This is a genomic window from Paraburkholderia sp. UYCP14C (assembly GCF_004197395.1).
In the GTDB taxonomy this organism is placed as follows: Bacteria; Pseudomonadota; Gammaproteobacteria; order Burkholderiales; family Burkholderiaceae; genus Paraburkholderia.
This window is the reverse complement of sequence record NZ_SELS01000021.1, coordinates 58330-84800: the sequence shown is the minus strand read 5'-3', so window position 1 is coordinate 84800 and position 26471 is coordinate 58330. Positions and strand designations below refer to the sequence as shown.

General features: G+C 63.4%; 22 protein-coding genes. 16 read left to right on the top strand and 6 right to left on the bottom strand.

Annotation, left to right across the window (positions count from 1 at the left end; genetic code table 11):
- Nucleotides 1-7: 7 nt before the first annotated feature.
- Both EVC45_RS20610 and EVC45_RS20605 read right to left on the bottom strand, forming a co-directional pair.
- A complete protein-coding gene (locus EVC45_RS20610) occupies nt 8-586 on the bottom strand; it encodes a DJ-1/PfpI family protein (protein WP_129960087.1) in 579 nt (192 codons plus the stop codon).
- Between the two features lie 284 nt (nt 587-870).
- Nucleotides 871-1356 (bottom strand): MarR family winged helix-turn-helix transcriptional regulator, encoded by a 486-nt coding sequence (locus tag EVC45_RS20605; RefSeq protein WP_129960086.1) that lies wholly within the window; start codon nt 1354-1356, stop codon nt 871-873.
- 222 nt (nt 1357-1578) lie between these two features.
- Here EVC45_RS20605 and mhpT point away from each other — a divergent pair, with 222 nt between their 5' ends.
- Nucleotides 1579-2808 (top strand): 3-(3-hydroxy-phenyl)propionate transporter MhpT, encoded by a 1230-nt coding sequence (gene mhpT, locus EVC45_RS20600; protein WP_129960085.1) that lies wholly within the window; start codon nt 1579-1581, stop codon nt 2806-2808.
- A 71-nt stretch (nt 2809-2879) separates the two neighbouring features.
- On the opposite strand, the gene EVC45_RS20595 is transcribed toward mhpT, so the two are convergent.
- Genes EVC45_RS20595 through EVC45_RS46800 form a run of 3 tightly spaced genes read right to left on the bottom strand, consistent with a single transcriptional unit; the run spans nt 2880 to nt 4295 of the window.
- Nucleotides 2880-3764, bottom strand: coding sequence for an amidohydrolase family protein (locus EVC45_RS20595; protein WP_129960084.1), 885 nt, complete (start codon nt 3762-3764; stop codon nt 2880-2882).
- A gap of 33 nt (nt 3765-3797) precedes the next feature.
- Nucleotides 3798-3986, bottom strand: coding sequence for a hypothetical protein (locus EVC45_RS46805; protein WP_248295204.1), 189 nt, complete (start codon nt 3984-3986; stop codon nt 3798-3800).
- Between the two features lie 9 nt (nt 3987-3995).
- Nucleotides 3996-4295 (bottom strand): MarR family winged helix-turn-helix transcriptional regulator, encoded by a 300-nt coding sequence (locus EVC45_RS46800; protein WP_248295203.1) that lies wholly within the window; start codon nt 4293-4295, stop codon nt 3996-3998.
- A 120-nt stretch (nt 4296-4415) separates the two neighbouring features.
- Between EVC45_RS46800 and EVC45_RS20585 the strand changes: the two genes are divergently transcribed.
- The 4 genes from EVC45_RS20585 to EVC45_RS20570 all read left to right on the top strand — a co-directional run bounded on the left by EVC45_RS20585 (nt 4416) and on the right by EVC45_RS20570 (nt 10529).
- Nucleotides 4416-5243 carry a p-hydroxycinnamoyl CoA hydratase/lyase gene (locus EVC45_RS20585; RefSeq protein WP_090810398.1) on the top strand — a complete coding sequence of 276 codons (828 nt, stop codon included), beginning with the start codon at nt 4416-4418 and terminating at the stop codon, nt 5241-5243.
- 38 nt (nt 5244-5281) lie between these two features.
- Complete coding sequence (locus tag EVC45_RS20580) at nt 5282-6733, top strand: aldehyde dehydrogenase (protein WP_129960083.1); 1452 nt, start codon at nt 5282-5284, stop codon at nt 6731-6733.
- Between the two features lie 113 nt (nt 6734-6846).
- Nucleotides 6847-8748, top strand: coding sequence for a feruloyl-CoA synthase (locus tag EVC45_RS20575; protein ID WP_129960082.1), 1902 nt, complete (start codon nt 6847-6849; stop codon nt 8746-8748).
- Nucleotides 8745-10529 carry an acyl-CoA dehydrogenase family protein gene (locus EVC45_RS20570; protein WP_129960081.1) on the top strand — a complete coding sequence of 595 codons (1785 nt, stop codon included), beginning with the start codon at nt 8745-8747 and terminating at the stop codon, nt 10527-10529. Before EVC45_RS20575 ends, EVC45_RS20570 begins: the two co-directional genes overlap by 4 nt.
- Nucleotides 10530-10687: 158 nt before the next feature.
- On the opposite strand, the gene ppk2 is transcribed toward EVC45_RS20570, so the two are convergent.
- Entirely contained in the window at nt 10688-11503 is an 816-nt protein-coding gene (ppk2, locus tag EVC45_RS20565) for a polyphosphate kinase 2 (protein WP_129960080.1), read from the bottom strand.
- A gap of 235 nt (nt 11504-11738) precedes the next feature.
- Here ppk2 and EVC45_RS20560 point away from each other — a divergent pair, with 235 nt between their 5' ends.
- The 11 genes from EVC45_RS20560 (at nt 11739) to EVC45_RS20510 (ending at nt 26427) form a co-directional block, all read left to right on the top strand.
- A complete protein-coding gene (locus EVC45_RS20560; RefSeq protein WP_129960079.1) occupies nt 11739-12419 on the top strand; it encodes a hypothetical protein in 681 nt (226 codons plus the stop codon).
- A 322-nt stretch (nt 12420-12741) separates the two neighbouring features.
- A complete protein-coding gene (locus tag EVC45_RS20555) occupies nt 12742-13329 on the top strand; it encodes a YSC84-related protein (protein WP_373683045.1) in 588 nt (195 codons plus the stop codon).
- Between the two features lie 1281 nt (nt 13330-14610).
- Nucleotides 14611-15711, top strand: coding sequence for an ATP-binding protein (locus EVC45_RS20550; RefSeq protein ID WP_248295202.1), 1101 nt, complete (start codon nt 14611-14613; stop codon nt 15709-15711).
- Between the two features lie 5 nt (nt 15712-15716).
- Complete coding sequence (locus EVC45_RS20545; RefSeq protein ID WP_129960077.1) at nt 15717-16340, top strand: response regulator transcription factor; 624 nt, start codon at nt 15717-15719, stop codon at nt 16338-16340.
- Between the two features lie 162 nt (nt 16341-16502).
- Entirely contained in the window at nt 16503-16889 is a 387-nt protein-coding gene (locus EVC45_RS20540; RefSeq protein WP_129960076.1) for a response regulator transcription factor, read from the top strand.
- 216 nt (nt 16890-17105) lie between these two features.
- Nucleotides 17106-17498, top strand: coding sequence for a hypothetical protein (locus tag EVC45_RS20535; protein WP_129960075.1), 393 nt, complete (start codon nt 17106-17108; stop codon nt 17496-17498).
- Between the two features lie 16 nt (nt 17499-17514).
- A complete protein-coding gene (locus EVC45_RS20530) occupies nt 17515-18801 on the top strand; it encodes an efflux RND transporter periplasmic adaptor subunit (RefSeq protein ID WP_129960074.1) in 1287 nt (428 codons plus the stop codon).
- Between the two features lie 11 nt (nt 18802-18812).
- Nucleotides 18813-22034 carry an efflux RND transporter permease subunit gene (locus EVC45_RS20525; RefSeq protein ID WP_129960073.1) on the top strand — a complete coding sequence of 1074 codons (3222 nt, stop codon included), beginning with the start codon at nt 18813-18815 and terminating at the stop codon, nt 22032-22034.
- A 1-nt stretch (nt 22035) separates the two neighbouring features.
- Nucleotides 22036-23553 carry an efflux transporter outer membrane subunit gene (locus EVC45_RS20520; RefSeq protein WP_129960072.1) on the top strand — a complete coding sequence of 506 codons (1518 nt, stop codon included), beginning with the start codon at nt 22036-22038 and terminating at the stop codon, nt 23551-23553.
- Complete coding sequence (locus EVC45_RS20515; protein ID WP_129960071.1) at nt 23550-24830, top strand: paraquat-inducible protein A; 1281 nt, start codon at nt 23550-23552, stop codon at nt 24828-24830. The genes EVC45_RS20520 and EVC45_RS20515 overlap by 4 nt, the downstream gene beginning before the upstream one ends.
- Nucleotides 24814-26427 (top strand): intermembrane transport protein PqiB, encoded by a 1614-nt coding sequence (locus tag EVC45_RS20510; protein WP_129960070.1) that lies wholly within the window; start codon nt 24814-24816, stop codon nt 26425-26427. Before EVC45_RS20515 ends, EVC45_RS20510 begins: the two co-directional genes overlap by 17 nt.
- The last annotated feature ends 44 nt before the right edge of the window (nt 26428-26471 follow it).

Here is a 26471-nt window from a genome sequence, read left to right as displayed (position 1 = left end):
TACTCCTTCAATGCGTGATGCGCGTGCCGAGCAGTGTGAGGAACTGCGCGAGCCAGTTCGCGTGCGAGGTCCACGCGGGCGCGGTGACGAAATTCTCGTCGGTGATGGCGTCGGGCCAGTCGAGCGCCACGTACTCCGCGCCCGCGAGTTTGACTTCGGGCGCGCAGGCCGGATAAGCCGAGATGCGCCGGCCTTCGATCACGCCCGCCGCGACCAGCAATTGCGCGCCGTGGCAGACGGCGGCAATCGGCTTCTTCGCTTCGGCGAACTGGCGCACCCAGCCGACTACCTTGTCGTTGAGCCGCAAGTATTCAGGAGCGCGGCCGCCGGGAACGAGCAGCGCGTCGTATTGAGCGGGATTCACCGATGCGAAATCCGCATTCAGCGTGAAGTTGTGGCCGCGCTTTTCCGTGTAGGTCTGATCTCCCTCGAAGTCGTGGATCGCGGTGCGAATCGCGTCGCCCGCGCGCTTGTCGGGCGCGACGACGTCCACCTTATGCCCGACCGCGGCAAGCGCCTGGAACGGCACCATCAGCTCGTAGTCTTCAACGAAATCGCCGGCGATGATAAGAATGCGTTTCGACATGTTTGTATCCTCTCGATTCGGGTGGGGATGGCGGGTGGACGTGGAATTGCGGCGCGCGCAAGGTGGCGGCCGTTCTGAAGCAATATAGCGAGCGACGCACTGGGGGAGGTAATACGCGGCTAAATGCCGACCAGGGATTTCACCGAGTCGGAGCGCGAATGTGGCGATGCCTTCGAACGGGTTCGCTTTCGGCGAATGCCGCCGTTGCGGCGGCGCGTAGGCAGGTGAAAGCAAAAGAGTCGCGCTCTATTCGGGCGCGACTCTTTTTTATTGGGGAGATCGACTCAACCGCGCAGATTCGACACACATCGCTGCAGCACCTTGCGCAGCGTATCGACCGGGATCTCCGTCACGCCCTCCAGCATGGACGCTTCGAGCGTGTCGATCGCCGAATCGCATTCCTGCAGCACCCGACGCCCCTCGTCGGTCAGAGACAGATGAATCAGTCGACCGTGAGTGGGATGCCCAGCGCGTCCGACCCAGCCGTTGGCCTCCATCGTCTTGACGACCTCGTTGGCCGACTGTGGCGTGATGAACGAGCGTTCGGCGAGTTTCGCGTTGGTCATCGCGCCGCTGGCGCTGATCACGGAGAGCGCGGTGAATTGCGGCAAGGTCAGTCCGAATTCACCCAGCACATCGATAAAACTGCGTTTCAGCAAGCGGTCCAACTGGCCGACCACATAGGAAACGCGGGCGGGTGGCGCTCCGGTTCTCGTTGAACCGGCCTGTTTGGCAACGGGCGTTCGCCCTTTCTCCATTGTCTTGATCATTATCAGGTTGCCTTAGGTGTTTCTACCAGGCATATCATATTCTACTTTCAATATCAGGCGTCCTGAGACTAGACTCCTCATCAATTCCGGGGGCGGCGTGGGAAGGATGCTGATAAGTGGCGTAAGACCATTGCCAGAATTCCTTTCCTTCCCATGGCCGCTTCGTCGAAGAACGAAGCGTAGCGCGCCACCGGCAATTCAATCAAAGGTGAAGGAGACGTCATGTCGAGTATTGCTAACCGGTCGAGTGCCGCGAGTTCCAGTACTGCATTAACGTTGGCGCTGTGCTTTCTCGTCGCGGTACTGGAGGGTATCGATCTGCAGTCCACCGGTGTTGCGGCGCCTCGAATGGCGCACGAATTCGGCTTGTCGGTCAGCCAGTTGGGGATCGCTTTCAGCGCCGGCATGTTCGGTCTTTTACCGGGCGCGATGATCGGCGGCAGACTCGCCGACAGGATCGGGCGCAAGCGCGTTCTGATGATCTCGATGGCGGTTTTCGGCATCTTCTCGATTGCAACCGCGCAAGTGTGGAGTTTCGAAACTCTGCTGATTGCTCGCGTGCTGACGGGCATCGGGCTTGGCGGCGCGATGCCGAACCTGATCGCGTTGTCTTCCGAGGCGGTCGATCCGCGTCACCGCAACACGGCGGTCAGCGTCATGTATTGCGGTATGCCGCTCGGCGGCGCGCTTGCTGCGTTGATCGCCGTGCTGAGTGCGGGTGCTACCGCGTGGCGTCATATCTTCTACGTGGGCGGAGCAGGGCCGCTGATCATCATTCCGCTGCTGATGGTGTTGCTGCCTGAGTCGCGCGAATTCGCCACCGAATCGCAGGAATTCACTGCGGCGGACAAGCCGCTTCTGTCGACACGCGAAGTCCTGTTCGGCGACGGGCGCGCAGCGGCGACGATCGGTATCTGGATCAGCTTCTTCTGTACGCTGATCGTTCTGTACTTCCTGCTGAACTGGTTGCCTTCGTTGACCGTGGGGCGTGGCATGAGCCGTTCGCAGGCTGGCATCGCGCAGATCTTCTTCAACGTCGGCAGTGTGATCGGCGTGCTGGGCATCGGTCTGCTGATGGACCGCTTCAGGCAGGGCCTTTCCGTCGCGGCGATCTACGCGTGCATCGTCGGTGCATTGGTTGCGCTTTCGCAGGTTGCCAGCATCGAGACGCTCTCCGTTGCGGTGCTGTTTGCCGGGATGGGTGTCGTCGGCGCGCAGTCGATGCTGTACTCGCTGTCCGCCGCCAGCTATCCGACCAGCGTGCGTGGTACCGGTGTCGGCGCCGCGGTGGCGGTGGGACGCGTCGGCTCGATCGTCGGCCCCGTTGCCGCCGGGCAATTGCTTTCGATGGGAAAAAGCTCGGCCCTCGTGATCGGCGCGAGCGTGCCGGTGACGATCATCGCCGCGATTACGGCATTGCTGGTCATCCGCTCGAACGCCGCGAAACGCTAACTCTTCGTTGATGACCCAGCTGGCCCGGCGTTCTCGCGCCGGGCCGTTTTTCATGCGTCATTCGTGATTCGTCATGCCTCGGCCCGCAGGCCAAGCAGCCTGACGGCGTTCTCTTTCAGAACGAGCGGCTTCACTTCGGGCTTGATGTCGAGCGTGTCGAAGTCTTCGAGCCATCGGTCCGGGCGGATCAGCGGGAAGTCGGACGCGAACAGCACCTTGTTGCGCAACAGCGTGTTCGCATACTTGACCAGCTCCGGCGAAAAGTACTTCGGCGACCAGCCCGACAGATCGATATACACGTTCGGCTTATGCAGTGCGATCGACAACGCCTGCTCCTGCCACGGCCACGACGGATGCGCGATCACGATCTTCATGTCGGGAAAGTCGGCGGCGACATCGTCGAGGTAGATCGGCTCCGAATACTTGAGGCGCAAGCCGCCGCCGCCGCGCATGCCCGAGCCCATGCCCGAGTGTCCACTGTGAAAAACCGCCGGCAGCCCGTACTCGGCGATCACTTCGTAGAGCGGGTATGCCATGCGATCGTTGGCGAAAAAGCCCTGCATCGTGGGGTGAAACTTGAAACCGCGCACGCCGTGCTCGTCGATCAGCCGCCGTGCTTCGCGTGCGCCGAACTTGCCTTTGTGCGGATCGATGCTGGCGAACGCGATCATGATGTCGGCGTTGTTCTGCGCGAACTCCGCGACCTCTTCGTTCGAAATGCGCCGGCGCCCGATATTCGCTTCGCAGTCGACGGTAAACATCACGAAGCCGATATTGCGTTCCCGATAGTGTTCGATCGTTTCGGGAATGGTGGGGCGGCGCCCTTGTTTGAGTACGGTGCCGAAGTATTTGTCGGCGGCTTCGTCGAATTCTTTTGCGAACAGGTCCGGAGGTTGGCAGCATGACACTTCGGCGTGCACGTGGGTGTCGATGGCTTTGAGTTGATCGATGTTCAATGAAGTCTCCTATGTGTAATTGAAGCTGATGCGTCAGGCTGCGCGCAGATTGCGCACGCAGGTCAGCAGCAGGTGTTGCAGCATCTGTGAAGCGTGTGCATCGATTTCGCCGAGCATCGATTGCTCGACGCTGTCAGCGGCTTCATCGCACTGAACCAGCAACGTTTCGCCGGCCTTCGTCAGCGACAGCAGCCCGACGCGACGATTCAGCGGACCGGCCACGCGCGTCACTCATCCATTTGCTTCCATCGATTTGACGACCGCGCTGGCCGCTTGCGGCGTGATCAACGAGCGCTGCGCGAGCTGCGCGTTCGACGAGCGTGCGCGCGCCCGCAGCACCGACAGCGCGGTGTATTGCGGCAGCGTCAGACCATGCGGCGCAAGCGCTTCGGAGAGCTGTCGCGTGAGGATCTTGTCGAGCTGCCCGGCGAGATAACTGAGACGCACCGGGGCGGCAGCTTGCCCTCTATCGCGCACGTTGCGCCGCGCCGTGGCGCCCGGTGTCGTGTCAGACGCTGACGGCTTTCTCATGATCGTCGGCATAGGGGTTAGGGGTTTGTACCAAGACGTCTATATTGTACTTTACGTATCAGGACGCCTGATATTAAATTGAGCTCAAGCCGCGAGGGCGGCATCGATACGGAGAAGCAGATGAGTTACGAAGGACGCTGGAAAACGGTCAAGGTCGCGGTGGAAGGCGGAATCGCGTGGGTCACGTTCAATCGTCCGGACAAGCGCAACGCGATGAGCCCGACGCTGAACAAGGAAATGATCGACGTTCTCGAGACGCTCGAACTGGACGCCGAAGCCCAGGTACTCGTGCTGACTGGCGAAGGCAGCGCGTGGACGGCGGGCATGGACCTGAAGGAATATTTCCGCGAAGTGGACGCGGGTCCGGACGTGCTGCAGGAGCGGATTCGCCGCGATGCGAGCCGCTGGCAATGGCAATTGCTGCGCATGTACTCGAAGCCGACCATCGCAATGGTCAACGGCTGGTGCTTCGGCGGCGGCTTCTCGCCGCTCGTCGCCTGCGATCTCGCGATCGCCGCGGACGAAGCCGTGTTCGGCCTGTCCGAAATCAACTGGGGTATCCCGCCGGGCAACCTCGTCAGCAAGGCGATGGCCGATACGGTCGGGCATCGCGAAGCGCTGTACTACATCATGACGGGGGACACCTTCACGGGGCCGCAAGCCGCGAAGATGGGTCTCGTGAACAAGAGCGTGCCGCTCGCGCAACTGCGCGACGAAACGATCGCGCTCGCGGCAAAACTGCTGAACAAGAATCCGGTCGTGCTGCGCAATGCGAAGCATGGCTTCAAGCGTTCGCGCGAACTCACGTGGGAGCAGAACGAAGACTATCTGTACGCGAAGCTGGATCAGGCGAACTACCGCGATCCGGAGGGCGGCCGCGAACAGGGCCTCAAGCAGTTCCTCGACGACAAGAGCATCAAGCCGGGCTTGCAGACCTACAAGCGCTAAGCGGCGCAATCCAGCAGGACGACCGAGGAGACGAATACATGCATCAAACGAACCTGTTGATTGGCGGCGCGAAACGTGCCGCGTCGAACGGCAAGACCTTCGAGCGCATCAATCCCGCGACGGGCGCGGTTGCCACTCGCGCCGCGGCGGCCACCGTCGAGGATGCCGATGCGGCGGTCGCCGCCGCGGCGCGCGCGTTCCCCGCATGGGCGGCGCTCACGCCTACCGAACGACGCAAGCGTCTGCTCGCCGCCGCCGACCGCATGGACGCGCGCACCGCCGAATTCATCGCGATCGGCGCGGCCGAAACGGGCGCGATGGCGAACTGGTACGGCTTTAACGTGATGCTTGCGGCCAACATGCTGCGCGAAGCCGCGGCGATGACGACGCAGATCGACGGCGCGGTGATTCCTTCCGATGTACCGGGCAGCCTCGCGATGGCCGTACGCCAGCCGTGCGGCGTCGTGCTCGGCATGGCGCCGTGGAACGCGCCCGTGATTCTCGCGACGCGTGCGCTCGCGATGCCGCTCGCGTGCGGCAACACGGTCGTGTTGAAGGCATCGGAGGGCTGCCCCGGCGTGCATGCGCTGATCGGCGAAGTGCTGAACGAAGCGGGTCTTGGCGAGGGTGTCGTCAACGTGCTCACGCATGCGCCGGAAGACGCGCCGGCGATCGTCGAGCGTCTGGTCGCGAATCCTGCGGTGAAGCGTGTGAATTTCACCGGGTCGACGCGAGTCGGCCGCATCGTCGCCGAACTGTCGGCGCGCCATCTGAAACCCGCGCTGCTCGAACTGGGCGGCAAGGCGCCGGTGCTCGTGCTCGACGATGCGGACCTCGACGCCGCCGTCGAAGGCATCGCGTTCGGCGCGTTCTTCAATCAAGGGCAGATCTGCATGTCGACGGAACGCGTGATCGTCGATCGCAAGGTTGCCGATGCGTTCGTCGACAAGCTCGTCACGAAAGCGCTCACGCTGAAGGCCGGCGATCCGACCCAGCCGGGCTCGATCCTCGGCACGCTGGAGAGCGAAGCCGCCGCGCGGCGCATTCGCGCGCTCGTCGAAGACGCCCGCGAAAAGGGTGCGAAGCTGCCGCTCGGTTGCGAGGTGAACGGCGCGATCATGCAGCCGGTGATCGTCGAGAACGTGACCCGCGAGATGAAGCTCTATGCCGACGAATCGTTCGGCCCGGTGGTGACGGTGCAGCGCGTGGACGGCGACGAAGAGGCGCTGGCGATCGCCAACGATAGCGAGTACGGCTTGTCGGCCGCCGTGTTCAGCCGCGATATCGCGCGCGCGATGAGCGTCGCGAAACGCATCGAGTCGGGCATCTGCCACATTAACGGCCCGACCGTGCACGACGAGGCGCAGATGCCGTTCGGCGGCGTGAAAGCAAGCGGGTATGGACGCTTCGGCAGCAAGGCGTCGATTCCCGAGTTCACCGAGTTGCGGTGGATCACGGTGCAGACGAGCCCGCGTCATTACCCGATCTAGGCGTCGGCTCGCGGCCGCAGCGAATGCGGCCACCCCATTCTTGCGTCACATAGCGACGCCGTTTCTCCGCGCCCCACGGGCGCGCGAGAAATGGACCACATAGGAGACAGGTTTTGGAATCGGAGCACAGCCACGCAAGCGCCCTGCCGACCGGGTACCGGAGCGTCGCCATCGGAACGCCTTCATCGCGAATCGAGAAACGCGGCGACTGCTGGTACCTCGAGACACTGGAGCCTCTGGGCCCGTTTCCGGAGCGCTTCACCGACCGCTTGCTGAGCGGCGCACGCGCGCATCCCGACCGGCTGCTCGTCGCACGACGCGATGCGAACGGCGAGTGGCAGGGCATCACGTATGCGCAGATGCTCGAGCGCGTGCGTGCGATCGGCCAGGCGCTGCTCGATCGCAACCTGAGCGCGGACCGTCCGTTGGTGATCCTGTCGGGCAACAGCGTCGAACACATGCAGCTCGCGCTCGGTGCGATGTGGGCGGGTATCGCTTATGCGCCCGTGTCACCGGCCTATTCGTTGATGTCGGGCGATTACGGGAAGCTGCGCCATGTCCTCGAACTGCTCAAGCCTGGCCTCGTCTACGCGGACGATATCGGCGCCTACACGGCGGCGCTCGATGCCGCGCTCGGCAGCGACATCGAACGCGTCAGCGCGGTGCCCACGCCATACACTTCCAACGTAACGCGTTTCGACGCATTGCTGGACACGGTTCCGCGCGACGTCGATGCGGCCAACGCCCGCGTGAATGGCGACACGATCGCGAAGTTCCTGTTCACGTCCGGTTCGACGAACCTGCCGAAAGCCGTGCCGACCACGCATCGCATGCTGGGCGCAAACCAGCAGATGCTGCTCGAAACCTTTCCGCAGTTCGGCATCGAGCCGCCGGTCCTGGTCGACTGGCTGCCGTGGAATCACACGTTCGGCGGCAGCCACAACGTCGGTATCGTGCTGTACAACGGCGGCACGCTCTATATCGACGACGGCAAACCGGTGGCCGGCAGATTCGACGAAACGCTGCGCAATCTGCGCGAGGTCGCGCCGACCATCTACTTCAACGTGCCGAAGGGTTGGGAAGAACTGACCATCGCGCTGGAAAAGGATGCGGCGCTGCGCGAGCGGTTTTTCTCGCGCGTGAAGATGTATTTCTTCGCGGGAGCCGGTCTTTCGCAGGCGGCGTGGGAGCGTCTCGAGCGCGTGACGCTCGCGCATTGCGGAGAGCGCATCCGTATCATGGCCGGGCTCGGCATGACCGAGACCGCGCCGTCGTGTCTGTTCACGACCGGGCCGGTATCGTGCGCCGGCTATATCGGCTTGCCGCCGCCGGGGTGTCAGGCCAAGGTCGCGCCCGTCGACGGCAAGTTCGAGGCGCGCTTTCGCGGCCCTCACGTGATGGGCGGGTACTGGCGCGCATCGCCGGCGCTTCAGAGCAGCGTGTTCGACGACGAAGGCTACTACCGCACCGGCGACGCCGTGCGTTTCGTCGACCCGCGACGTCCGGAACTCGGCCTGATGTTCGATGGCCGCATCGCGGAAGACTTCAAGCTGGCCTCGGGAACCTTCGTCAGCGTCGGGCCGATGCGCGCGCGCATCATCAGCGAAGGCGCGCCCTACGTTCAGGATGCCGTCATTACGGGGATGAATCGTGACGAAATCGGCGCGATGATTTTTCCGCGCCTCGACGCGTGTCGCACTTTGGCGGGTTCGCCCGCGGATGCGAGCGCCGAGGACGTGCTCAATACGGCGGCCGTACGCGATTTTTTCGGCGGACTGGTGGCGCGGCTGAACCGGAGCGCGACAGGCAGCGCGTCGTTCATTGCCCGCCTGCACCTGCTGAGTGCGCCGCCGTCGCTCGATCTCGGCGAAATTACCGACAAAGGCTCGATCAATCAGCGCGCGGTGCTCCAGCACCGGGCCGCGCTGGTAGAAGCCCTGCACGAAGCCGACGCCGCCGACGCGACGGTGATCCATGCGCGCAAAGGCAGCGAGTCCGGGGACGCAAAGAAATGACGTTGACTTATAAGGCGCCGCTGCGCGACATGCGCTTCGTGATGGACGAGTGGCTCGACGCCGCTTCGTGGTGGCGCGACGTACCCGACTGGCAGGACCTCGATTCGCAGACGGCGCAGCAGGTGCTGGAAGAAGCGGCGCGTTTCGTCGAGGAGCGCATCGCGCCGCTCAACGCGAGCGCCGATCTCGAAGGATGTCGTTTCGATGCAGGCAAGGTGACGACGCCCGCTGGCTTTCGCGAGTCGTACGCGGAATTCGTCGAAGCGGGGTGGCCGACGCTGTCGCTCGACACGGAGCACGGCGGACAGGGCCTGCCGCAGCTTCTCGACATTGCGCTGCAAGAAATGCTCGCGGGCGCCAACCATGCGTGGCTGATGTCGCCAGGACTTACGCACGGCGCGACTGCATGCTTGCAGACGTATGGCAGCGAACGCGTGAAAAGAGCATTGCTGCCGAAAGTCGCGAGCGGTGAGTGGCTATCGACGATGTGTCTGACCGAGCCCCAGGCGGGCAGCGACGTCGGCCTGATCCGTTCGCGCGCGACAGAAGCGGTCGACACCGACGGGTATTTCATCGACGGCAGCAAGATCTTTATCAGCGGCGGCGCGCACGATCTGACAGAGAACATCGTTCATCTGGTGCTCGCCCGTTTGCCCGATGCGCCGCCGGGTACCAAAGGCCTGTCGCTGTTCGTCGTGCCGGACTGGCTCGACGACGACGACGGCGGTCGCTCGCGCAATGGTGTCCATTGCGAAGGCATCGAAAAGAAAATGGGCCTGAAGGGCAGCCCGACTTGCACGATGCGCTTCGAACGCGCATTCGGCTGGCTCGTCGGTGAGCCGCATCGCGGCCTTGCCTGCCTGTTCGTGATGATGAATGCGGCGCGCCTGCAAGTCGCGATGCAAGGCCTCGGGCATGCGCACACCGCGTGGCAACGCGCGCATGCTTACGCGCAGGAGCGCGCGCAGATGCGCGCGCTCAGCGTGCCGCCCGGCGCGACGGTCGCGCCGGGGCAGGCCGCGCCGATAGCGTTTCATCCGGCGATGCGACGGATCTTGATGGAACTGCGGGCGATCGTCGAAGGCGAGCGCGCGATCGGTTACTGGACCGCGCACTGGCTAGACATCGCCGCACATCATGCCGATGCCGCCACGCGGGAACAGGCGGCTCAACTGGCATCGCTGCTCACGCCGGTTGCGAAGGCGTTTTTTACGGCCAACGGTTTCGACGCCGCCTCCAATGCGCTGCAGGTGTTCGGCGGCTACGGATACATCCACGAATACGGCATCGAACAGACGTTGCGCGATAGCCGGGTGTCGATGTTGTACGAAGGCACCAACGAAATTCAGGCGATCGATCTGCTGGTCCGGAAGGTGCTGCCGGACGGCGCGGGAGCCCTCGATGTGCTGCTTCGCCACTTGCGCGCGGAAGCGCAGTTGTGCCGGAAGTCCGATCCGCTGGTTGGTTCCGCCGGCGCGAGGCTCGAAGAGCTCGCGGAGAAAGTGGAGGGCACGACACGGTCGATCAGGGCACGCCAGGCGCAAGACCAGGAGACGGCATACCGGGTCGCCGACAACTATCTCGCGATGCTCGGCTGGATGCTGCTGGCGTTCGCGTGGGCGCGCACGCTGCGAATTGTGACGCCGCAATGCGAAGCGGAAGCGTTCTATGTGGAGAAGCGGGAGACGGGCCGCTTCTTCTTCGACTATCCACTCGCGGCGTTCGCTTATCGCCGCAGCCTCGTTGAAGCCGGTTGCGAGGCAACGCTGCCGCACATTTGAAATTATCAGTGTGCCGTCACGTCGCGCGGCCTGAAGGCCGCGTATCTGTCTTCACCCATTCCTGATTCCACCTATTGAGTCGCACCGCGGAGGTCTGGGCTTCTGTGCCCGTTGACATCTAGTGATTACCCGAAATTGTGAAATTAGGTAGCTCTTGATCAATACCTCTCGGCCACGTATTTAAACGGATAGTCTGGTTCCTTATAACCGTCCGCCTTTTGCCGTTTCGGTAACGAGACCTTCTTGCGCGCAGGCTGCTTGTACGGAATCCTCTGAAGCATGTCGCTGATGATGTTCAGCCGCGCGCGCCGCTTGTCGTTCGAATTCGCTATGTACCACGAAGCATAGTCGGTGTCCGATGCCGCCAGCATCTCATCGCGGGCACGCGAGTAGTCGTACCACCGGCTATAGGATTTCAGGTCCATGTCGGTCAGTTTCCAGAGCTTGCGACCGTCGTGGATGCGTGACTCCAGCCGGCGGGTCTGCTCCTCGGGGCTGACCTCCAGCCAGTATTTGAGCAGGATGACGCCGGATTCGACGATGGCCCGCTCGACCAGCGGCACGGCCCTGAAGAAGGTCTGCACGTCCTGCTCGGAGCAGAATCCCATCACACGCTCGACGCCCGCGCGGTTGTACCAGCTGCGGTCGAAAATGACGATTTCGCCCGCGGCCGGCAAATGCGGCACGTAGCGCTGCATATACATCTGGCTTTTTTCGCGTTCGCTCGGTGCGGGCAGCGCGACCACGCGGAACACACGCGGACTGACGCGCTCGGTCATCGCCTTGATCGTGCCGCCTTTGCCGGCGCCGTCACGTCCCTCGAAGACGATGCAGATCTTGCTTCCCGTTTGCACGACCCATTCCTGCAGCTTGACGAGCTCGACGTGCAGATCGAAAAGCGCCTTGCGGTACTCCTTGTACGACAGCGACTTGTCTTGCTCGGGCTGTGCGTTTTCCGACTTCGTTCTGGCCATACTCTTCTCCCTAGCGCGGACTGTTCCAGGGGACTACACAATGATCCATTCCCAAGGTAGAGCGTGACGGGAAGCAGGACCATACGACCTTGGTCCAATATCGTCGGCACAGGACGCGCTGTACGCTGTGGGCGTCTACTCGCGCGTGCCCGATCCGGATGTCCGTCGCCGCACCCGCATCGACATGCCAGCAAAGCGCGCGGGTTCGATCGACGCCATCGCCACGGGAGGCCTCATGGATGCCACCGGTCACACGGAGCGGGACAGCGGCGGCGACAGGCAGCCGGTTCTCGATGTCGTCGATCGGGTGTGCGAGTTATGTTTCGGCCTCTTCATGGCGCTGACGTTCGTCGGCACCGTCTCGGCGGTGGGCGCGGGTGCGGACGCGGGGCACAAGATGTTCTTCACCGCGCTTGGCTGCAATCTTGCGTGGGGCCTCGCGGACGCGGTGATGTACCTCGTGCGTACGCTGGTGTCTCGTGGCAGGCGTGTGACGGTTGCGCATTCCGTGCGCAGCGAGCCGGATGCGGCCGCGGGCGTTCGGGCGCTTCGCGATGAGATGGCGGGATGGCTCAAGCCGTTGATCGGCGATCCGGAGCTCGAGTCCATCCGCAGACGTGTTGCCGCGCTGCCGGATCTGCCGCAGCGAGCAGTATTCGTGCGCGACGATTTCACCGGCGCCGCGGCTATCTTCGTGCTGGTGGTTTGCGCGACGTTCCCGGTCGCGTTGCCCTTCATATTGATCGCGAACGTCCCGGCGGCGCTGATCGTCTCCCGTGTATTGACCATTGCAATGTTGTTCGGCAGCGGCATGGCGCTGGGCCACTACGCGGGATTTCGCGGCTGGCAAGCCGGCCTTGCGATGGCGGCGGTCGGCGTGCTGCTGACCATGGCGATCATTGCGCTAGGCGGGTGATCGACGCCGGCCCGGTCCTTGCCGACAGCTTCGCTGGCTTCGCGTTTCGCGCATCGTCGACATCCCGCTACCTGTAAGACCAAGGTCCGATTCCGCATCGATTCCAGCGTGACATCATGTATCTGCGCGCGTTGCAGTCGTCGCTCCGGTTGCCGAGGAGTCGGCGCTTCCAATGCTCGCGGCGTGCGGCCGGAAGATCGACGCGCGGTGATGGCATTGACGGTTCCTTGGGCGGCTATGCCGCTTCACGGCAGAGAAAAAAGATCGAGGCTTCCAGGCATCAGGACTGGCGACTCGGATCGTAACCAGAACGGAGTCGATAGTGAACAGACGGAACTTTGTGCATACGCTCGCGCTTACGACCATGGCTGCGAGTCTGGCTTTGGCGGGTTGCACGACGACCGGAAGCAGTGGCGAGAGTCCCGCTACCGACGCCGCCAAACGGCAACAGATCGACGCGGGCGTCGACGGTGCAATCGCGAAATTGTACGATACGGTCAAAGGCTCGCGCGAACTCGTAGGGAAGGCCCAGGGCGTGCTGGTGTTCCCTGCGGTGAAGAAGGCTGCGTTCATCGTCGGTGGCTCGTACGGTGAAGGCGCGTTGCGTGTCGGTGGAGCGTCGGTCGGCTATTACAGCACCGCAGCGGCTTCGTTCGGATTGCAGGCCGGCGCGGATTCGAGTGCCGTGTTCTTCCTGTTCATGACGCAGGATGCGCTCACGAAATTCCGCAATTCATCGGGCTGGTCGGCGGGTGCCGATGCGTCGGTTTCGCTCCTGAAAGTCGGAGCTAACGGCACGATCGATACAGGGTCGATCAACTCCGAGGTCGTCGCGGTGGTGTTGACCAATGCGGGCTTGATGGCCGACGTGTCGGTGGCCGGCACCAAGGTTACGCGCATGAATCTGTAGCAGCGCGCGGCAGGCGGCGGCATTGGATCGTCATTGCGCTGTCACACGGCGGCGCATCGCCGCGCGTTATGGTGTGCTTCGGTATTCGTATTGAGGCGCACTTCTTCTATCGCGTGATGTCGCGGCTTCGTTACAACGATGCCGCGGGTCGCGCTTCACATGCTTTGGCGCCGCGACGCCTGGCGCATCGTTTTTGGCGGATTCACCCCCGCCCGGCTTCCCTATCATCCTTCCCATTGTCCCTACGAAACGCTGCGCGCCAGAGTCGTGTGTATTCAACACCGGTATAAAAGGCGCAGCGAAACACGCGCTTTCGCCGCTGCACTGCGGTTACTCATCTGCCTGGCATAAATCTATTTTTCCCGTAGTCCTTGAACGCTAATGATTCGCACTGAAAATAACGTGCGATAAAAGCGTTGGCCGTGCAAAGATAAACCGATTCACTGGGGAATTAATGCAATCAGGCAATATGAATCGGTATACCTTATGTGTTTGCGCTTTCACGCGATGCGAGAGAGCGCCAGCAACATGACATTCGTTTGAAGGCGGCGTCGGCCGGACGTCGCGGCCATAGTGCAAATCCGCCACGGACAGGAGAACATTGCGGCTCGATACTGTGACGTCGTACGTTTGCTAACGTTCTCGTGTGTGAATGGGCGGCAGAGACATTGCCTGCGATGCAATAATTAATTGCCTAACAAAGTCTGTCGTTATTGGCCGATTGATGGCGGACAATGCAGAAAGCTATTGAGTAGTTTCCCCGGGTAAGCGGCACAAATTACGGTCATCGGTCGGTAATTGATTCTGGATAGCCTATACTGAGTTCCAGCCACCAGACGTGCGAAGTACGGATTGTGAAGTCAATTACGCGGTTCGAAGCCCAAAGATAAAGACGTCGCAGTTGTACGGAATCCGTTCGCACTGGACCCGGAGGTGCCAATGATTAATCTGTTCGAGCATGGGAGACACCTGGCGATCGGGGTAGCGGGAATTCTTACGGCGCTGTACGCGCAACCGCGCCAAGGCAGCCCATCACAGATCGACCCTGCGCGTAACGACCGCCCTCCACTATCCGGGCACGACCCTTCCAGACAGTCTTCACCCAGGCATCACCGGTTTCAGCGCGCTCGCGGTATCCCCGGCGTATCGAGCCGACCGGGTACCCGCGATCCTTACGAACCGCCGCACACGTTGCCGGCATGGCGGCGTTGTGTCGATGCGTGCGCATCGTGGCTGCGAGGCGAGGGCGATCGCGGTACGCGGCACCTGCTCGACGCGAGAATGCCGCTGCGCGAGGTGCTCGAAATGATGCCGGTCCCGATCGTCACCGTCGATCAGCGCGACCGGATCATCTTCGCGAACGCGGGCGCGGCGCAACTGTTCGGCTACACGAGGGAAGAGCTGATCGGCGCGCCGACCGCCAAACTGTTTCCGATCGACGGCATCAACGCCGAGCGCTCTGGCCCAGGCAATCGGAGCGCGAAGTTACAGATTCCCGGCGTCACGACCACGCAGATTCTGATGGCGCGACGGCGCGACGGCGGCGGCTTTCACGCGGAGGCGGAAACCACCCGATGCCGCGTGCACAATCACGAATTGCGGATCACCGCGATATCGGATTGCAGTGCCTGCGGCGAAGTCGATGGAAATACGAGGGATCTCGCGCATATCGCGCGGGTTTCTTCATTGGGCGAACTGGCCGGGTCGCTCGCGCACGAGTTGAAGCAGCCGCTTACCGCGATCCTGTTCAACGCGCAAGCCGCACGCAAATTCATGGATTCGGGAACGGCCAACGTCGTGGAGTTGCGCGAGGCGCTCGAAGACATCGTGGCCGACAATTGCCGCGCGAACGACGTGCTGCAGAAGATTCGCGCGCTGGTACGCAAAGGCGACGTCGAGTTGCAGTTGCTGGACGTCGGCAACGTCGTGCGCGACATCGCGATGCTCGTGCACAGCGACGCGTTGACGCGCGGCGTGCGCACGAGCTTCGACATCCCGGAGAATCTGCCGGTGATCTGCGGCGACAAGGTTCAGCTTCAGCAGGTGATCCTGAATCTGCTGCTCAATGCGTTCGACGCAGTCAAGGATTGCCCGGCCGCGGACCGTCTCGTCGACACGACGGTGCGTGAGGAAGCGGGCGGACTGATACGGATAACGGTAAAAGACCGCGGCCAGGGCCTCGACGTCGACAGTATGGAGAGGATTTTCCGGCCATTTTTCACCACCAAACCGCAGGGGCTCGGACTGGGTCTTTCGATCAGCCGCACGATCGTCACGGCGCACCGCGGCCGCCTGTGGGCGGAAAACAACGAGGGCAAAGGGGCATCGTTTCACGTCACGCTTCCCGTCGCGACCGATATCCGACACAGACGCGTGCCCTGATCACCATGAACCAGACCAACACTCGCGTCTTCGTCGTCGACGACGACGACAGCGTGCGCAGCGCGCTTGCCCGCCTGCTGCGCGCCTCCGGCTACCAGGTCGAATGCTTCGACAGTCCTCGCGCCTTTCTCGAACGGGCCGATTTGACCAGCATGCCGGCCTGCCTCGTGCTCGATCTGCAGATGCCGGGCATGACCGGACTCGAAGTGCAGCGCCAGCTCGATCAGCTGCTGCCGATCGTGTTTCTGACCGGGCACGGTGACATCGGCTCCAGCGTCGACGCGATGAAGGGCGGCGCGGTCGACTTTCTGCCCAAGCCGGTGCGCGACTCGCTGTTGCTCGCGGCGGTGGATCGCGCACTCGCGCGCGCGTGTGTGGAAAGCAGGCGGCGCCACGAGCGCGAGGAAATCGAAGAGCGGATGCGGCATCTGACGCGCCGCGAACGCGAAGTCATGGAGCTCGTCGTGACCGGCCGCCTGAACAAGCAGGTTGCGAGCGATCTGGGCGCGGCCGAAAAAACCATCAAGATTCATCGGGCCCGCGTGATGGAGAAGATGAAGGCCCGATCGATCGTCGAACTCGTTCATCTGGTGCGAAAGGGCGGCGTTTGCACCGCCGACGAAGAATAGTCGCCCGAATCAGCCACCGGCTCCCGCATTGCGCCGCCACTCTGCGCGGTGCCGTCCGACACCGCTAGTGGACCAAAGTCTTATATCTCATCGGGCTTCCAACCACTACGCTAAGGCATCAGTGGTCCCCTTTCCGGAGCGACCGCGCGTTCGCGCTGTCATATGGTCAACCCTAACCAATTCGTTGCGGTGGTCGACGATGACGAGTCGGTGTGCCGAGCCATCAAGCGTTTGCTGCATTCCGAAGGTATCAGGGCGGAGACGTTTTGCAGCGGCGACGAGTTCTTGAATGCGCTTGTGGCGATTCCGTCGTATCGGCCCGCTTGCGTGATTCTGGATGTCCAGATGCCGGGAAGCAACGGCCTGGAAGTCCAGCGCCAGCTTGCGCAAATGGGCGTGCCGGTCATCGTGATCACCGCCTACGACGATCTCTCCGTTCGTCAGGCCGCGCTTGCGGCGGGCGCGGCCGCGTATCTGCGCAAGCCGTTCACGAGCGCGATCCTGTTCAAGGCGGTGGAGATGGCCATCAACGGTCCGCCGACACCGTGAGGACGCGTCTTCGCACCGGACGATATGAGACCAAGGTCCGATTGCCGCCGTTTCACCGGGCCACCAAACTGAACTCAGCCAACGCGTAGAACCGGACGCTGGCTGCTCTGCAGTGCACGCGAGACCAGACGGCTCGCGGCGCGTGCATGGGTTTGCGCGCGCGTCGTGCTGCGTGGAGTGCGAAAGCGTTCAAGGAAAAAAGCGGGAGCGCACGTGATGAAATCAAGCTCGGTTTGTCTCGCGATTCTTCTCGGCACCGTTGCGACCCAGGTCGGCGCGGCGGACTTCGACGGCAGCAAGCGGCTGGTCTGCGCGACGATCGACGCGCACGCCTGCGATCCCGGCATCGCCTGCACGCGCGCTCTGCCCGCCGATCTCGGTCTGCCGAAATTCCTGACGCTCGACTTCGACAAACGCGTAGTGGTGGGTCCCGCGCGCACGACGCCGATGCTGTCGGTCAACAAGGACGCGGATCAGGTCGTCATCCTGGGCAACGAGTTGGGCTTTGGCTGGACGCTGGTCGTCGATTCGGCGGACGGCGACATGACGCTGACGATCGCGAACAGAAACGACGCCTTCGTGCTGTTCGGCAATTGCATGCCTTTGTGATCAGGCGGAACTCGCGATGAAAACCGTCCCCATGTCCAATGCCTCGCCGCGGCCGGAAGCTCGCGGCCCTCTCACGTTGCCCGTCGTCGTCGCGATGCTGGCGCTGCTCGCATCGTTAGCGGGCTGCAAGAAGGCATCGGGGCCGCCGAAGCTCGGCGCGCCGGAAGTCACGGTGATGACGGTCGTGGCTCAAGACACACCGGTCTCACTCGAGTTCACCGCACAGACGCAAAGTTCGCGTGAAGTGGAGATTCGTGCGCGTGTGGACGGCTTTCTCGACCGGCGGTTGTACGCCGAAGGCGACAAGATCAAGGCCGGCCAGACGATGTTCCTGATGGATCCGAAGCCGTTTCAGGCCGCGCTGCAGACGGCGCGGGGCCAGCTTGCGGCGCAGCAGGCGCGGCTCACGGTCGCGCAGCAGAACCTTGCGCGCGTCAAGCCGCTTGCCGCGCAGCAGGCATTGAGCCAGAAGGATCTCGACGACGCTATCGGCAACGAGAAGCAGGCCCAGGCCGCGGTGATTTCCGCGCAAGGGCAGGTGGAGACGGCGGAGCTCAATCTCGGCTACACCACGATCAAGTCGCCACTGAGCGGCGTCGCGAGCTATGCAAGACAGCAGGACGGCAGCTATCTGATCGCCAACGCATCCGGGCTCCTTACCTATGTCTACCAGATCGACCCGATCTGGGTGAATTTCAGCATCTCCGAAAACGAAATGCTCCACTTTCAGGACGACATCAGGGCAGGCAAGCTGGTCTTCCCGCCAAACAGCGAGTTCGTCGTGGCAGTGATACTCGCCGACGGCACGGAATTTCCGCAGCGCGGCACCATCAGCTTTGCGAATCCGGCGTTCAGCACCGACACGGGCACGTTCCTCGTGCGGGCCGTGCTCGCGAATCCGAAGGGCACGTTGCGCCCCGGGCAGTTCGTGCGCGCGCGCGTGTCGGGGGCCTCGCGGCCGAATGCGATCCTCGTGCCGCAACGGGCAGTGCTGCAGGGCGCGAAGAGCCACTTCGTGTGGGTCCTCGACAGTGAGTCGAAGGCGAAGCAGCGCGTGGTCGAAGTCGGCGACTGGAGCGGCGACAACTGGTTCATCAACGATGGCCTGAAGGCCGGCGAGCGCATCGTGGTGGATGGCGCGATCCGCGTCATACCCGACGTGGCGCTCAAGATTACCAGCACGCTCCCCTCCACGCAGACCGGCGGCACGCCGATCGTTGAAAAGGGCGGCGCGTCGGCGCCGCAGGTAAGCGAGGGCGGCCGGCCGATGGCGCCGGCCGCGGCTAGCGGCGCATCGCAGTAAGGGGCGACTCGATGAACATCTCGCGTTTCTGCATCGACCGGCCCATCTTCGCGTCCGTCATCTCGATCGTGATCACGCTCGGCGGCGCGTTGACACTGTTCTCGCTGCCCATCGCGCAGTATCCGGACGTCACACCGCCGCAGATCACGGTCTCCGCGACCTACCCGGGCGCGAGCGCCGACGTCGTGTCGAACAACGTGGCAGCGCCGATCGAGCAGCAGGTCAACGGCGCGGACAACATGATCTACATGTATTCGTCCGGCTCGTCGACCGGCAACTACACGCTCAATGCGTTCTTCCAGATCGGCACCAATCCGGAGCTGGCCCAGGTCGACGTGCAGAACCGCGTGAACCTCGCGCTGCCGCAATTGCCGCAGCAGGTTCAGTCGCAGGGCGTGCAGGTCCAGAAGAAGTCGAACGCATTCATGATGGTGATCGCGATCTACTCGCCGGACCAGCGTTTCGATCCGACCTATATCGCGAACTATGCGAACGTCTACGTGCTCGACACGATCAAGCGGATTTCGGGCGCGAACCAGTCGTCGATCTTCGGTACGCCGGATTACGCGATGCGGATCTGGTTGAAGCCCGATCGCATGGCGCAGCTGAGCATCACCGCCGGCGACGTGCAGAACGCCGTGCGCGCGCAGAACGAGCAATTCGCGGTCGGCACCGTCGGCCAGTCGCCCACCGGCAACCCGGTCGAGCAGTCGTTCGCGGTGACGACCACCGGGCGGCTCGCGACGCCCGCCGATTTCGACAACATCATCATCCGCGCAGCAAGCAACGGCGCGGCGATCGTCCGCCTGAAAGACGTCGGCCGGGCCGAACTGGGTCAGAAGAGCTATTCGAACCGCACCACCTATCAGGGCAAACCCGCGACGATCATCGCGGTCTACCAGCAGCCGGGCGCGAATGCGCTCGACGTCTCGAAGCAGGTACACCAGACGCTCGCGGAGCTCAAGAAGTCGTTTCCTGAAGGGCTCGACTATTCGATTGCGCTGGACACGACGGATTTCACGCGTGCGTCGATCGCCGACGTGATCCATACGTTCTTCGAGGCGCTCGTGCTGGTGGTGATCGTCGTGTTCGTGTTCCTGCAGAGCCTGCGCGCGACGATCATTCCGGTGCTGGCGGTACCGGTGTCGATCGTCGGCACGGCGATGGGGATGGCGGCGCTCGGCTTTTCGATCAACATGCTGACCTTGTTCGGGATGGTACTCGCGATCGGCATCGTCGTGGACGACGCGATCGTCGTGATCGAGAACGTCGAGCGCAATATGACCGTCTTCAAACTCAGTCCTAAAGACGCGGCCAAGCGAGCGATGGACGAGGTGTCGGGCCCGGTCGTCGCGATCGTGCTCGTGATGTGCGCCGTGTTCGTGCCGGTTGCGTTCCTGAGCGGGATCACCGGGCAGTTGTACAAGCAGTTCGCGATCACGATTGCGATCTCCGTGGTGTTCTCGGGCATCGTGGCGCTCACGCTGTCTCCGGCGCTTGCCGCGATTCTGCTCAAGCCCACGCACCATGAGAAAAAGGGTTTCTTCAAGTGGTTCGACCGTCAGTTCGAGCGCATGACGGCCGGCTACGGGCGCGCCGTCCAGTTCATCATCAGGCGTTACGTGTTGGGGCTCATCGTTTTCGGTGTCGTGATCGCGCTCGCGGTCATGATGGGCAAATCGATCCCCGGCGCCTTTCTGCCGCCCGAGGACCAGGGCTATCTGCTTGGCGCGATCATCATGCCCGACGCGGCGAGTCTCGACCGTACCGCTGACGTGGGCGACAAGGTCACCGACTATTTCATGAAACAGGAAGCGGTCAGCAGCATCACGATCGTGAACGGCTACAGCCTGCTCGACAGTCAGAACAAGAATAACGCGGGCACATTCTTCGTCGGCCTGAAAGGTTTCGACGAACGGTACAAGTTCTCGAACATCCGGGAGCAAAACGCGCGCGCGGTGCTGATCAAGGCGTACGAGACGCTCTCGAAGATTCAGGAGGGCCTCGTCGTACCGGTGAATCCGCCGGCCATTCCGGGCCTGGGTACGACGGGCGGCACCGAGATGTGGATCGAAAGCCACGGCGACGGTTCGATCCAGCAGCTCGCGGGAGTCGTGCAGGACTTCATGACCAAGGCGAAGGCGCGCCCCGAACTCACCGGTGTGACCACGACGTTCAACGCGAGCTCGCAGCAGTTGCTCGTGAACGTCGACCGCGACCAGGCGGAGACGCTCGGCGTGCCGGTCGAAGAGGTGTACAGCGCGATGCAGACGATGTTCGGCTCGCTTTACGTGTCGCAGTTCAACAAGGACGCACGGCTCTGGCAGGTGATCGTTCAGGCCGATCCGCGCTACCGGCTCACGCCCACCGACCTCGACGAGATCTACGTGCGCAGCCGCTCGAACGCCATGGTGCCGATCAAGGCGGTGATGACTTACAAGTACGTCACGGGGGCCGACCTGATCACGCGCTTCAACAACTTCCCGGCGGTGAAGATTACGGCGAACGCGGCGCCGGGCTATAGCTCGGGCCAGGTGATCGCGACCTTGCAGGAACTCGCCGCGCAGATGCCGCCGGGCTATGGCGTCGGGTGGAGCGGCGAGGCATTCGAAGAGATCAAGTCGGGCTCGACCGGCGGCCTCGTGTTCGGGTTCGGGATCGTCATGGTGTTCCTGATTCTCGCCGCGCAATACGAGAAGTGGTCGCTGCCGTTCGGCGTGCTGATGGCGGTGCCATTCGCGCTGTTCGGCGCGCTGCTCGCGATCCTGCTGCGCGGCCTGAACAACGACGTGTACTTCCAGATCGGGCTGACCATGCTGATCGCGCTCGCCGCGAAGAACGCGATTCTGATCTTCGAGTTCGCGGTGCTGAACCGGGAACAAGGCAAGTCGCCGTACGACGCGGCGCTGGTCGCCGCGGAAGAGCGCCTGCGGCCGATCGTGATGACGTCGCTCGCGTTCATCCTCGGCTGCGTGCCGCTCGCGATCGCGCTGGGCGCCTCGCAGAACAGCCGCCATTCGATCGGCACGGGTGTGATCGGCGGGATGCTGGGTGCGACCGCGATCGCCGTGTTCTTCATTCCGATGTTCTACTGGCGGATCGAGTCGCTTGGCTCGCGCAAGGGTGGCGGCAAGCAAACGCCCGCGTCGGGCAGCGGCACGCCTCCGCCGCCCGCATCCGGCGGCCCTGGTTCGCCGACCACCACGCCGTCCGCACGGCATGAGGACGACTGACATGCGAGCCGCCGCCATCGCGCGCGTGGCCGCGCCAGTCCTGCTCACCGGCTTGCTGAACGGCTGTCTGCTCGGCCCCAACTACGAGCGGCCCAAAGTCGACGTGCCAGCAACCTACCGGTTCGCGTACCCGGATGTGGCCGACGTCGCCAACACCACGTGGTGGGAGCAGTTCGACGACCCGGTGCTGAACGACCTGGTGAAGACCGCGCTCGAGAACAACCTCAACGTGAAGCAGGCGGCCGCGCGTGTCGACGAGTTCATGGGCCAGTTCGTGAGCACGCGTTCGGCACTGTTCCCGCAGGCGAGCGCCGGTTTCAGCGCGGCGCGTGAGCGCGCATCGCAGAACGGCCCGACGCCGATACCGGCCGGCGTCTCGCCGGTCTTCAACGAGTTCCAGCCGAATATCTCGGCGTTCTGGACCATCGACCTGTTCGGCCAGGTGCGGCGCGAAACCGAGGCGGCACGCGCAAACACGAATGCGGCCGAACAGAGCCGCCGCGCGACGATCCTGACGCTCGTCGCATCGGTCGCATCGTCCTATATCACGCTGCGCAGTCTCGACGCGCAGCTCGAAATCGCCAAGAGCACGACGGAGAGCCGCGCCGATTCCGTGCATGTGTTCACGCTGCGCCAGCAGTTCGGACAGACCTCCGATATGGAACTCGCCCAGAGCCAGTCGGACTACGCGGCGACGAAGGCGACCATCCCGCAATTCGAGCAGCAGATCGCGCAGCAGGAAGACGCGATTGCGGTGCTGCTCGGCAGCAATCCGGAGCCGATCCTGCGCGGCCGCGCACTGGTGGATCTGTCGGCGCCGGCCGTGCCTGCGGGCGTGCCGTCGGACCTGCTCGAACGCCGGCCCGACCTGCTGCAGGCCGAGCAGAATCTGGTCGCGCAAAATGCGTTGATCGGCGCGGCGCGTGCGCTGTATTTCCCGCAAATCTCGCTGACGGGGATGTTCGGCTCGGTGAGTACGCAGTTCTCCAGTCTCTTCACCGGACCTGCACGGGTATGGGCGTTCGCCGGCACGGCAACGATGCCGCTCTTTACGGGCGGCAACATCTACGGTCAGAACAAGCAGGCCGACGCGCGTCAGCAGGAGGCGCTGTTCGCCTACGAAAATGCGATAAGAGTTGCGTTCCAGCAGGTCGACGACGCGCTGATCTCGGTGCAAAAGTCACGCGAGCAACTGGATATCCAGAACGATCAGGTCGCCTACCTGCGCAAGTATCTGCGGCTCGCGCGGCTGCGCTACGAGGGCGGCTATACGAGCTACCTGGAAGTGCTGGATGCCGAGCGCAACCTGTTCAACGCGGAACTGCAGCAAACCCAGACCCGGGCCGCGACGCTGACGAACCTCGTCAACCTCTACATGGCGATGGGCGGCGGTTGGGTGGCCGAGGCGGAAAAAATGACGGTGCCTGCACCGGCATCGCAGCCGGCGGCGGCGATGGCGCCGGTCTCGCAGAACGCGCCCGCGCCGGGCGCGCCTGCGACCGCGGTGGAGGCGAGATGACGCACGACGAGCTCATCGCGTGCGAAGAGTGCGACCTGCTTCAGCTGGGCGCGCCACCCGCCGCCGGCAATGCGTTGCGCTGCCGGCGTTGCCACGCGGAGCTCAGGCGCGGCCGCTCGAACGGGCCCGAGTTCGCACTCGCCTTCACGTGCGCGTCCGTGGTACTGATCGTGATCTCGAACCTGTTTCCGATCGTCGGTCTGTCGCTGAACGGCCATGTCGTGAATACGACGCTGGTGGGCGCGGTGCGCATGCTGTACGAATTCGGCACGTGGCCGCTCGCGCTGCTGGTCGGCCTCACGACGATCGTCACGCCGGTGCTGCAGACCCTGGCGATGCTCTGGCTGCTGGTGCCGCTGCACTTCGGGCGCCTGCCGTGGCGCGCGGCCGAGGGCTTTCGCCTGTTTCAGCTCGCGCGGCCGTGGGGCATGACCGAGGTGCTGATCCTCGGTCTGCTGGTCGCGCTCGTCAAGCTCGCGCATATCGCGAAGGTGGTGCCGGGCACCGCGCTGTGGTCGTTCATCGTGCTGATGCTGCTGCTCGCGGCCGCGGCGGCCTCGTTCGATCCGCACGAGGTGTGGTCGCGCATCACGGAAAAAGGCGGCGCGCGCGCATGGCCATTGCCGTCGATCCGGTTTCGCCGCAACGCGATCACGGCGTCCGCCTACGGGCTCGCGCTGTGCGAAGAATGCGGCCTGCTGGTCCAGCAGCCCAGCGACGCCGCCAAGCATGTCTGTCCGCGCTGCAAGGCGCCGTTGCATCAGCGCAAGCCCGCGAGCCTGTCGCGAACCTGGGCGTATCTGGTCGCCGCGATGGTGCTCTACATTCCGGCGAACGTGCTGCCGGTGATGGACACGAGCTCGCTGTTCGGCTCGCAGACGGACACGATCATGAGCGGCGTGGTCTATCTGTGGGTATCGGGCTCATGGCCGCTCGCGCTGCTGGTGTTCATCGCGAGCATCGCCGTGCCGATGCTGAAGATTCTCGGTCTCGGATATCTGGTGTTGTCTACGCAGCTTCATTCGCAATGGCTGCCGGGGCAACGCACGCGGATCTATCGCGTGATCGAGCTGGTCGGGCGCTGGTCGATGCTCGATATCTATGTGATCACGATGCTGGTCGCGCTCGTGCAGTTTCAGGCGCTGGCGACGATCAAGGCCGGGCCGGCGTCGATCGCTTTCGGTGCGGTCGTCGTGCTGACCTTGCTCGCCGCGATGTCGTTCGATCCCCGCCTGATGTGGGACGCTTTGGAGACGGAACGTGTCCACTCCGAGTGAAGATCCCGGTCTGCCCGCCGCCGAGCCGGTGCCGCGCTCGCGCTGGCGAATGCAACTGGTCTGGCTGGTGCCGATCGTCGCGGTCCTGATCGGCGGCTGGCTGGCGGTGAAGGCGGTGATGGAGCGCGGCGAGCAGATCAGCATCAGTTTCATGACGGGCGACGGTCTCGAAGCGGGCAAGACCAAGCTCAAGTTCAAGAACGTCGATATCGGCGTGGTCGAAGCGGTGTCGCTGACGCAAGACCACAAGCGCGTAGTGGCCAAGGCCGAAGTGACACGCGACGTGTCGGACCTGCTCGTCGACAACACGCGCTTCTGGGTCGTGCGTCCGCGCATTTCGGGCGGCACGGTGTCGGGGCTCGGCACGCTGCTGTCGGGCTCGTATATCGACGTCGACGTCGGCAATTCGCCGAAAGCGCGCCGCAGTTTCGTCGGCCTGGAAGAGCCGCCGGTGATCGCGAGCGACGTGCCGGGGCACGAGTACACGTTGCACGGCACGGGACTCGGCTCGCTCGACGTGGGTACGCCGGTGTTTTTCCGCAGAATTCAGGTGGGCCAGGTCGCGTCCTTCCAGTTGGACCACGACGGCCGCGGCGTGACGGTGAAGGTCTTCGTCAATGCGCCGTACGACAAGTTCGTCAAAACCGACACACGCTTCTGGCACGCCAGCGGTGTCGACATGTCGTTCGACAGCACCGGCTTGCGCCTCGAAACGCAGTCGATCGTCTCGATCATCATCGGCGGGATTGCGTTCGAATCGCCGCCCGATTCGCAAGTAGAGACGAGCGCCGATAACGGCGCCTCGTTCCAGCTTTACACCACGCGCGCCGAGGCAATGAAGAAGCAGGACCGCATCGTCGTCAAATATGTGGTCAATTTCTCGGATTCGGTGCGCGGTCTGACGGTTGGCGCGCCGGTCGATTTCCGCGGCCTCGAGATCGGTGAAGTGACGGCGATCTACACGCGCTTCGACCGGGACACCCGCCGCTTCAGCATGCCGGTCGAGATCAATCTCTATCCGGAACGCTTCACTTCGCGCTATCAGAAAGATGGCGCCGGCGGGCATCTCACCGACGACCCGCGGGGTCTCGCGAACTACCTCGTTGACCACGGCTTCCGCTTCCAGTTGCGAAGCGGCAATCTGCTGACCGGCCAGCAGTATCTCGCGCTGGACTATTTCCCCGACGCGCCGAAGGCGTCGATCGACTGGAGCAAGACGCCGCCCGAAATGCCCGCGGTCCCGCGCGCGCTGCAATCGCTGCAGGACTCGGTCACGCGTCTGATGGCCAAGATCAACAACATCCCGTTCGACGATATCGGCAAGGACGCGCGCTCGACGCTGCGCACGACCAACGCGATGCTCAACCAGCTCAACACGCAGGTCGTGCCGAAAGCGCACGACACGCTGCAGTCCGCGCAAACCACGCTCGATTCCGCGAATGCCGCGCTGCAGCCGGACTCGTCGCTGCAGCAAACGACGGAGGACACGCTGCGTGAATTGACTCGCACCGCGGCTTCGCTGCGCACGCTGGCCGACTATCTGGAGCAGCATCCGGAATCGCTCGTGCGCGGCAAGTCGGAGGACAAGAAGCCATGACAGATGCGCCGGTCCCGCGCCCGATAGCCCGCCCCACAGCCCGC

Coding starts and splice junctions, on each gene's coding strand:
- EVC45_RS20610 (WP_129960087.1), bottom strand. CDS start 586: ATGTCGAAACGCATTCTTATCATCGCCGGCGATTTCGTTGAAGACTAC.
- EVC45_RS20605 (WP_129960086.1), bottom strand. CDS start 1,356: ATGATCAAGACAATGGAGAAAGGGCGAACGCCCGTTGCCAAACAGGCC.
- mhpT (WP_129960085.1), top strand. CDS start 1,579: ATGTCGAGTATTGCTAACCGGTCGAGTGCCGCGAGTTCCAGTACTGCA.
- EVC45_RS46800 (WP_248295203.1), bottom strand. CDS start 4,295: ATGAGAAAGCCGTCAGCGTCTGACACGACACCGGGCGCCACGGCGCGG.
- EVC45_RS20585 (WP_090810398.1), top strand. CDS start 4,416: ATGAGTTACGAAGGACGCTGGAAAACGGTCAAGGTCGCGGTGGAAGGC.
- EVC45_RS20580 (WP_129960083.1), top strand. CDS start 5,282: ATGCATCAAACGAACCTGTTGATTGGCGGCGCGAAACGTGCCGCGTCG.
- EVC45_RS20570 (WP_129960081.1), top strand. CDS start 8,745: ATGACGTTGACTTATAAGGCGCCGCTGCGCGACATGCGCTTCGTGATG.
- ppk2 (WP_129960080.1), bottom strand. CDS start 11,503: ATGGCCAGAACGAAGTCGGAAAACGCACAGCCCGAGCAAGACAAGTCG.
- EVC45_RS20560 (WP_129960079.1), top strand. CDS start 11,739: ATGGATGCCACCGGTCACACGGAGCGGGACAGCGGCGGCGACAGGCAG.
- EVC45_RS20550 (WP_248295202.1), top strand. CDS start 14,611: ATGCCGCTGCGCGAGGTGCTCGAAATGATGCCGGTCCCGATCGTCACC.
- EVC45_RS20545 (WP_129960077.1), top strand. CDS start 15,717: ATGAACCAGACCAACACTCGCGTCTTCGTCGTCGACGACGACGACAGC.
- EVC45_RS20540 (WP_129960076.1), top strand. CDS start 16,503: ATGGTCAACCCTAACCAATTCGTTGCGGTGGTCGACGATGACGAGTCG.
- EVC45_RS20535 (WP_129960075.1), top strand. CDS start 17,106: ATGAAATCAAGCTCGGTTTGTCTCGCGATTCTTCTCGGCACCGTTGCG.
- EVC45_RS20530 (WP_129960074.1), top strand. CDS start 17,515: ATGAAAACCGTCCCCATGTCCAATGCCTCGCCGCGGCCGGAAGCTCGC.
- EVC45_RS20525 (WP_129960073.1), top strand. CDS start 18,813: ATGAACATCTCGCGTTTCTGCATCGACCGGCCCATCTTCGCGTCCGTC.
- EVC45_RS20520 (WP_129960072.1), top strand. CDS start 22,036: ATGCGAGCCGCCGCCATCGCGCGCGTGGCCGCGCCAGTCCTGCTCACC.
- EVC45_RS20515 (WP_129960071.1), top strand. CDS start 23,550: ATGACGCACGACGAGCTCATCGCGTGCGAAGAGTGCGACCTGCTTCAG.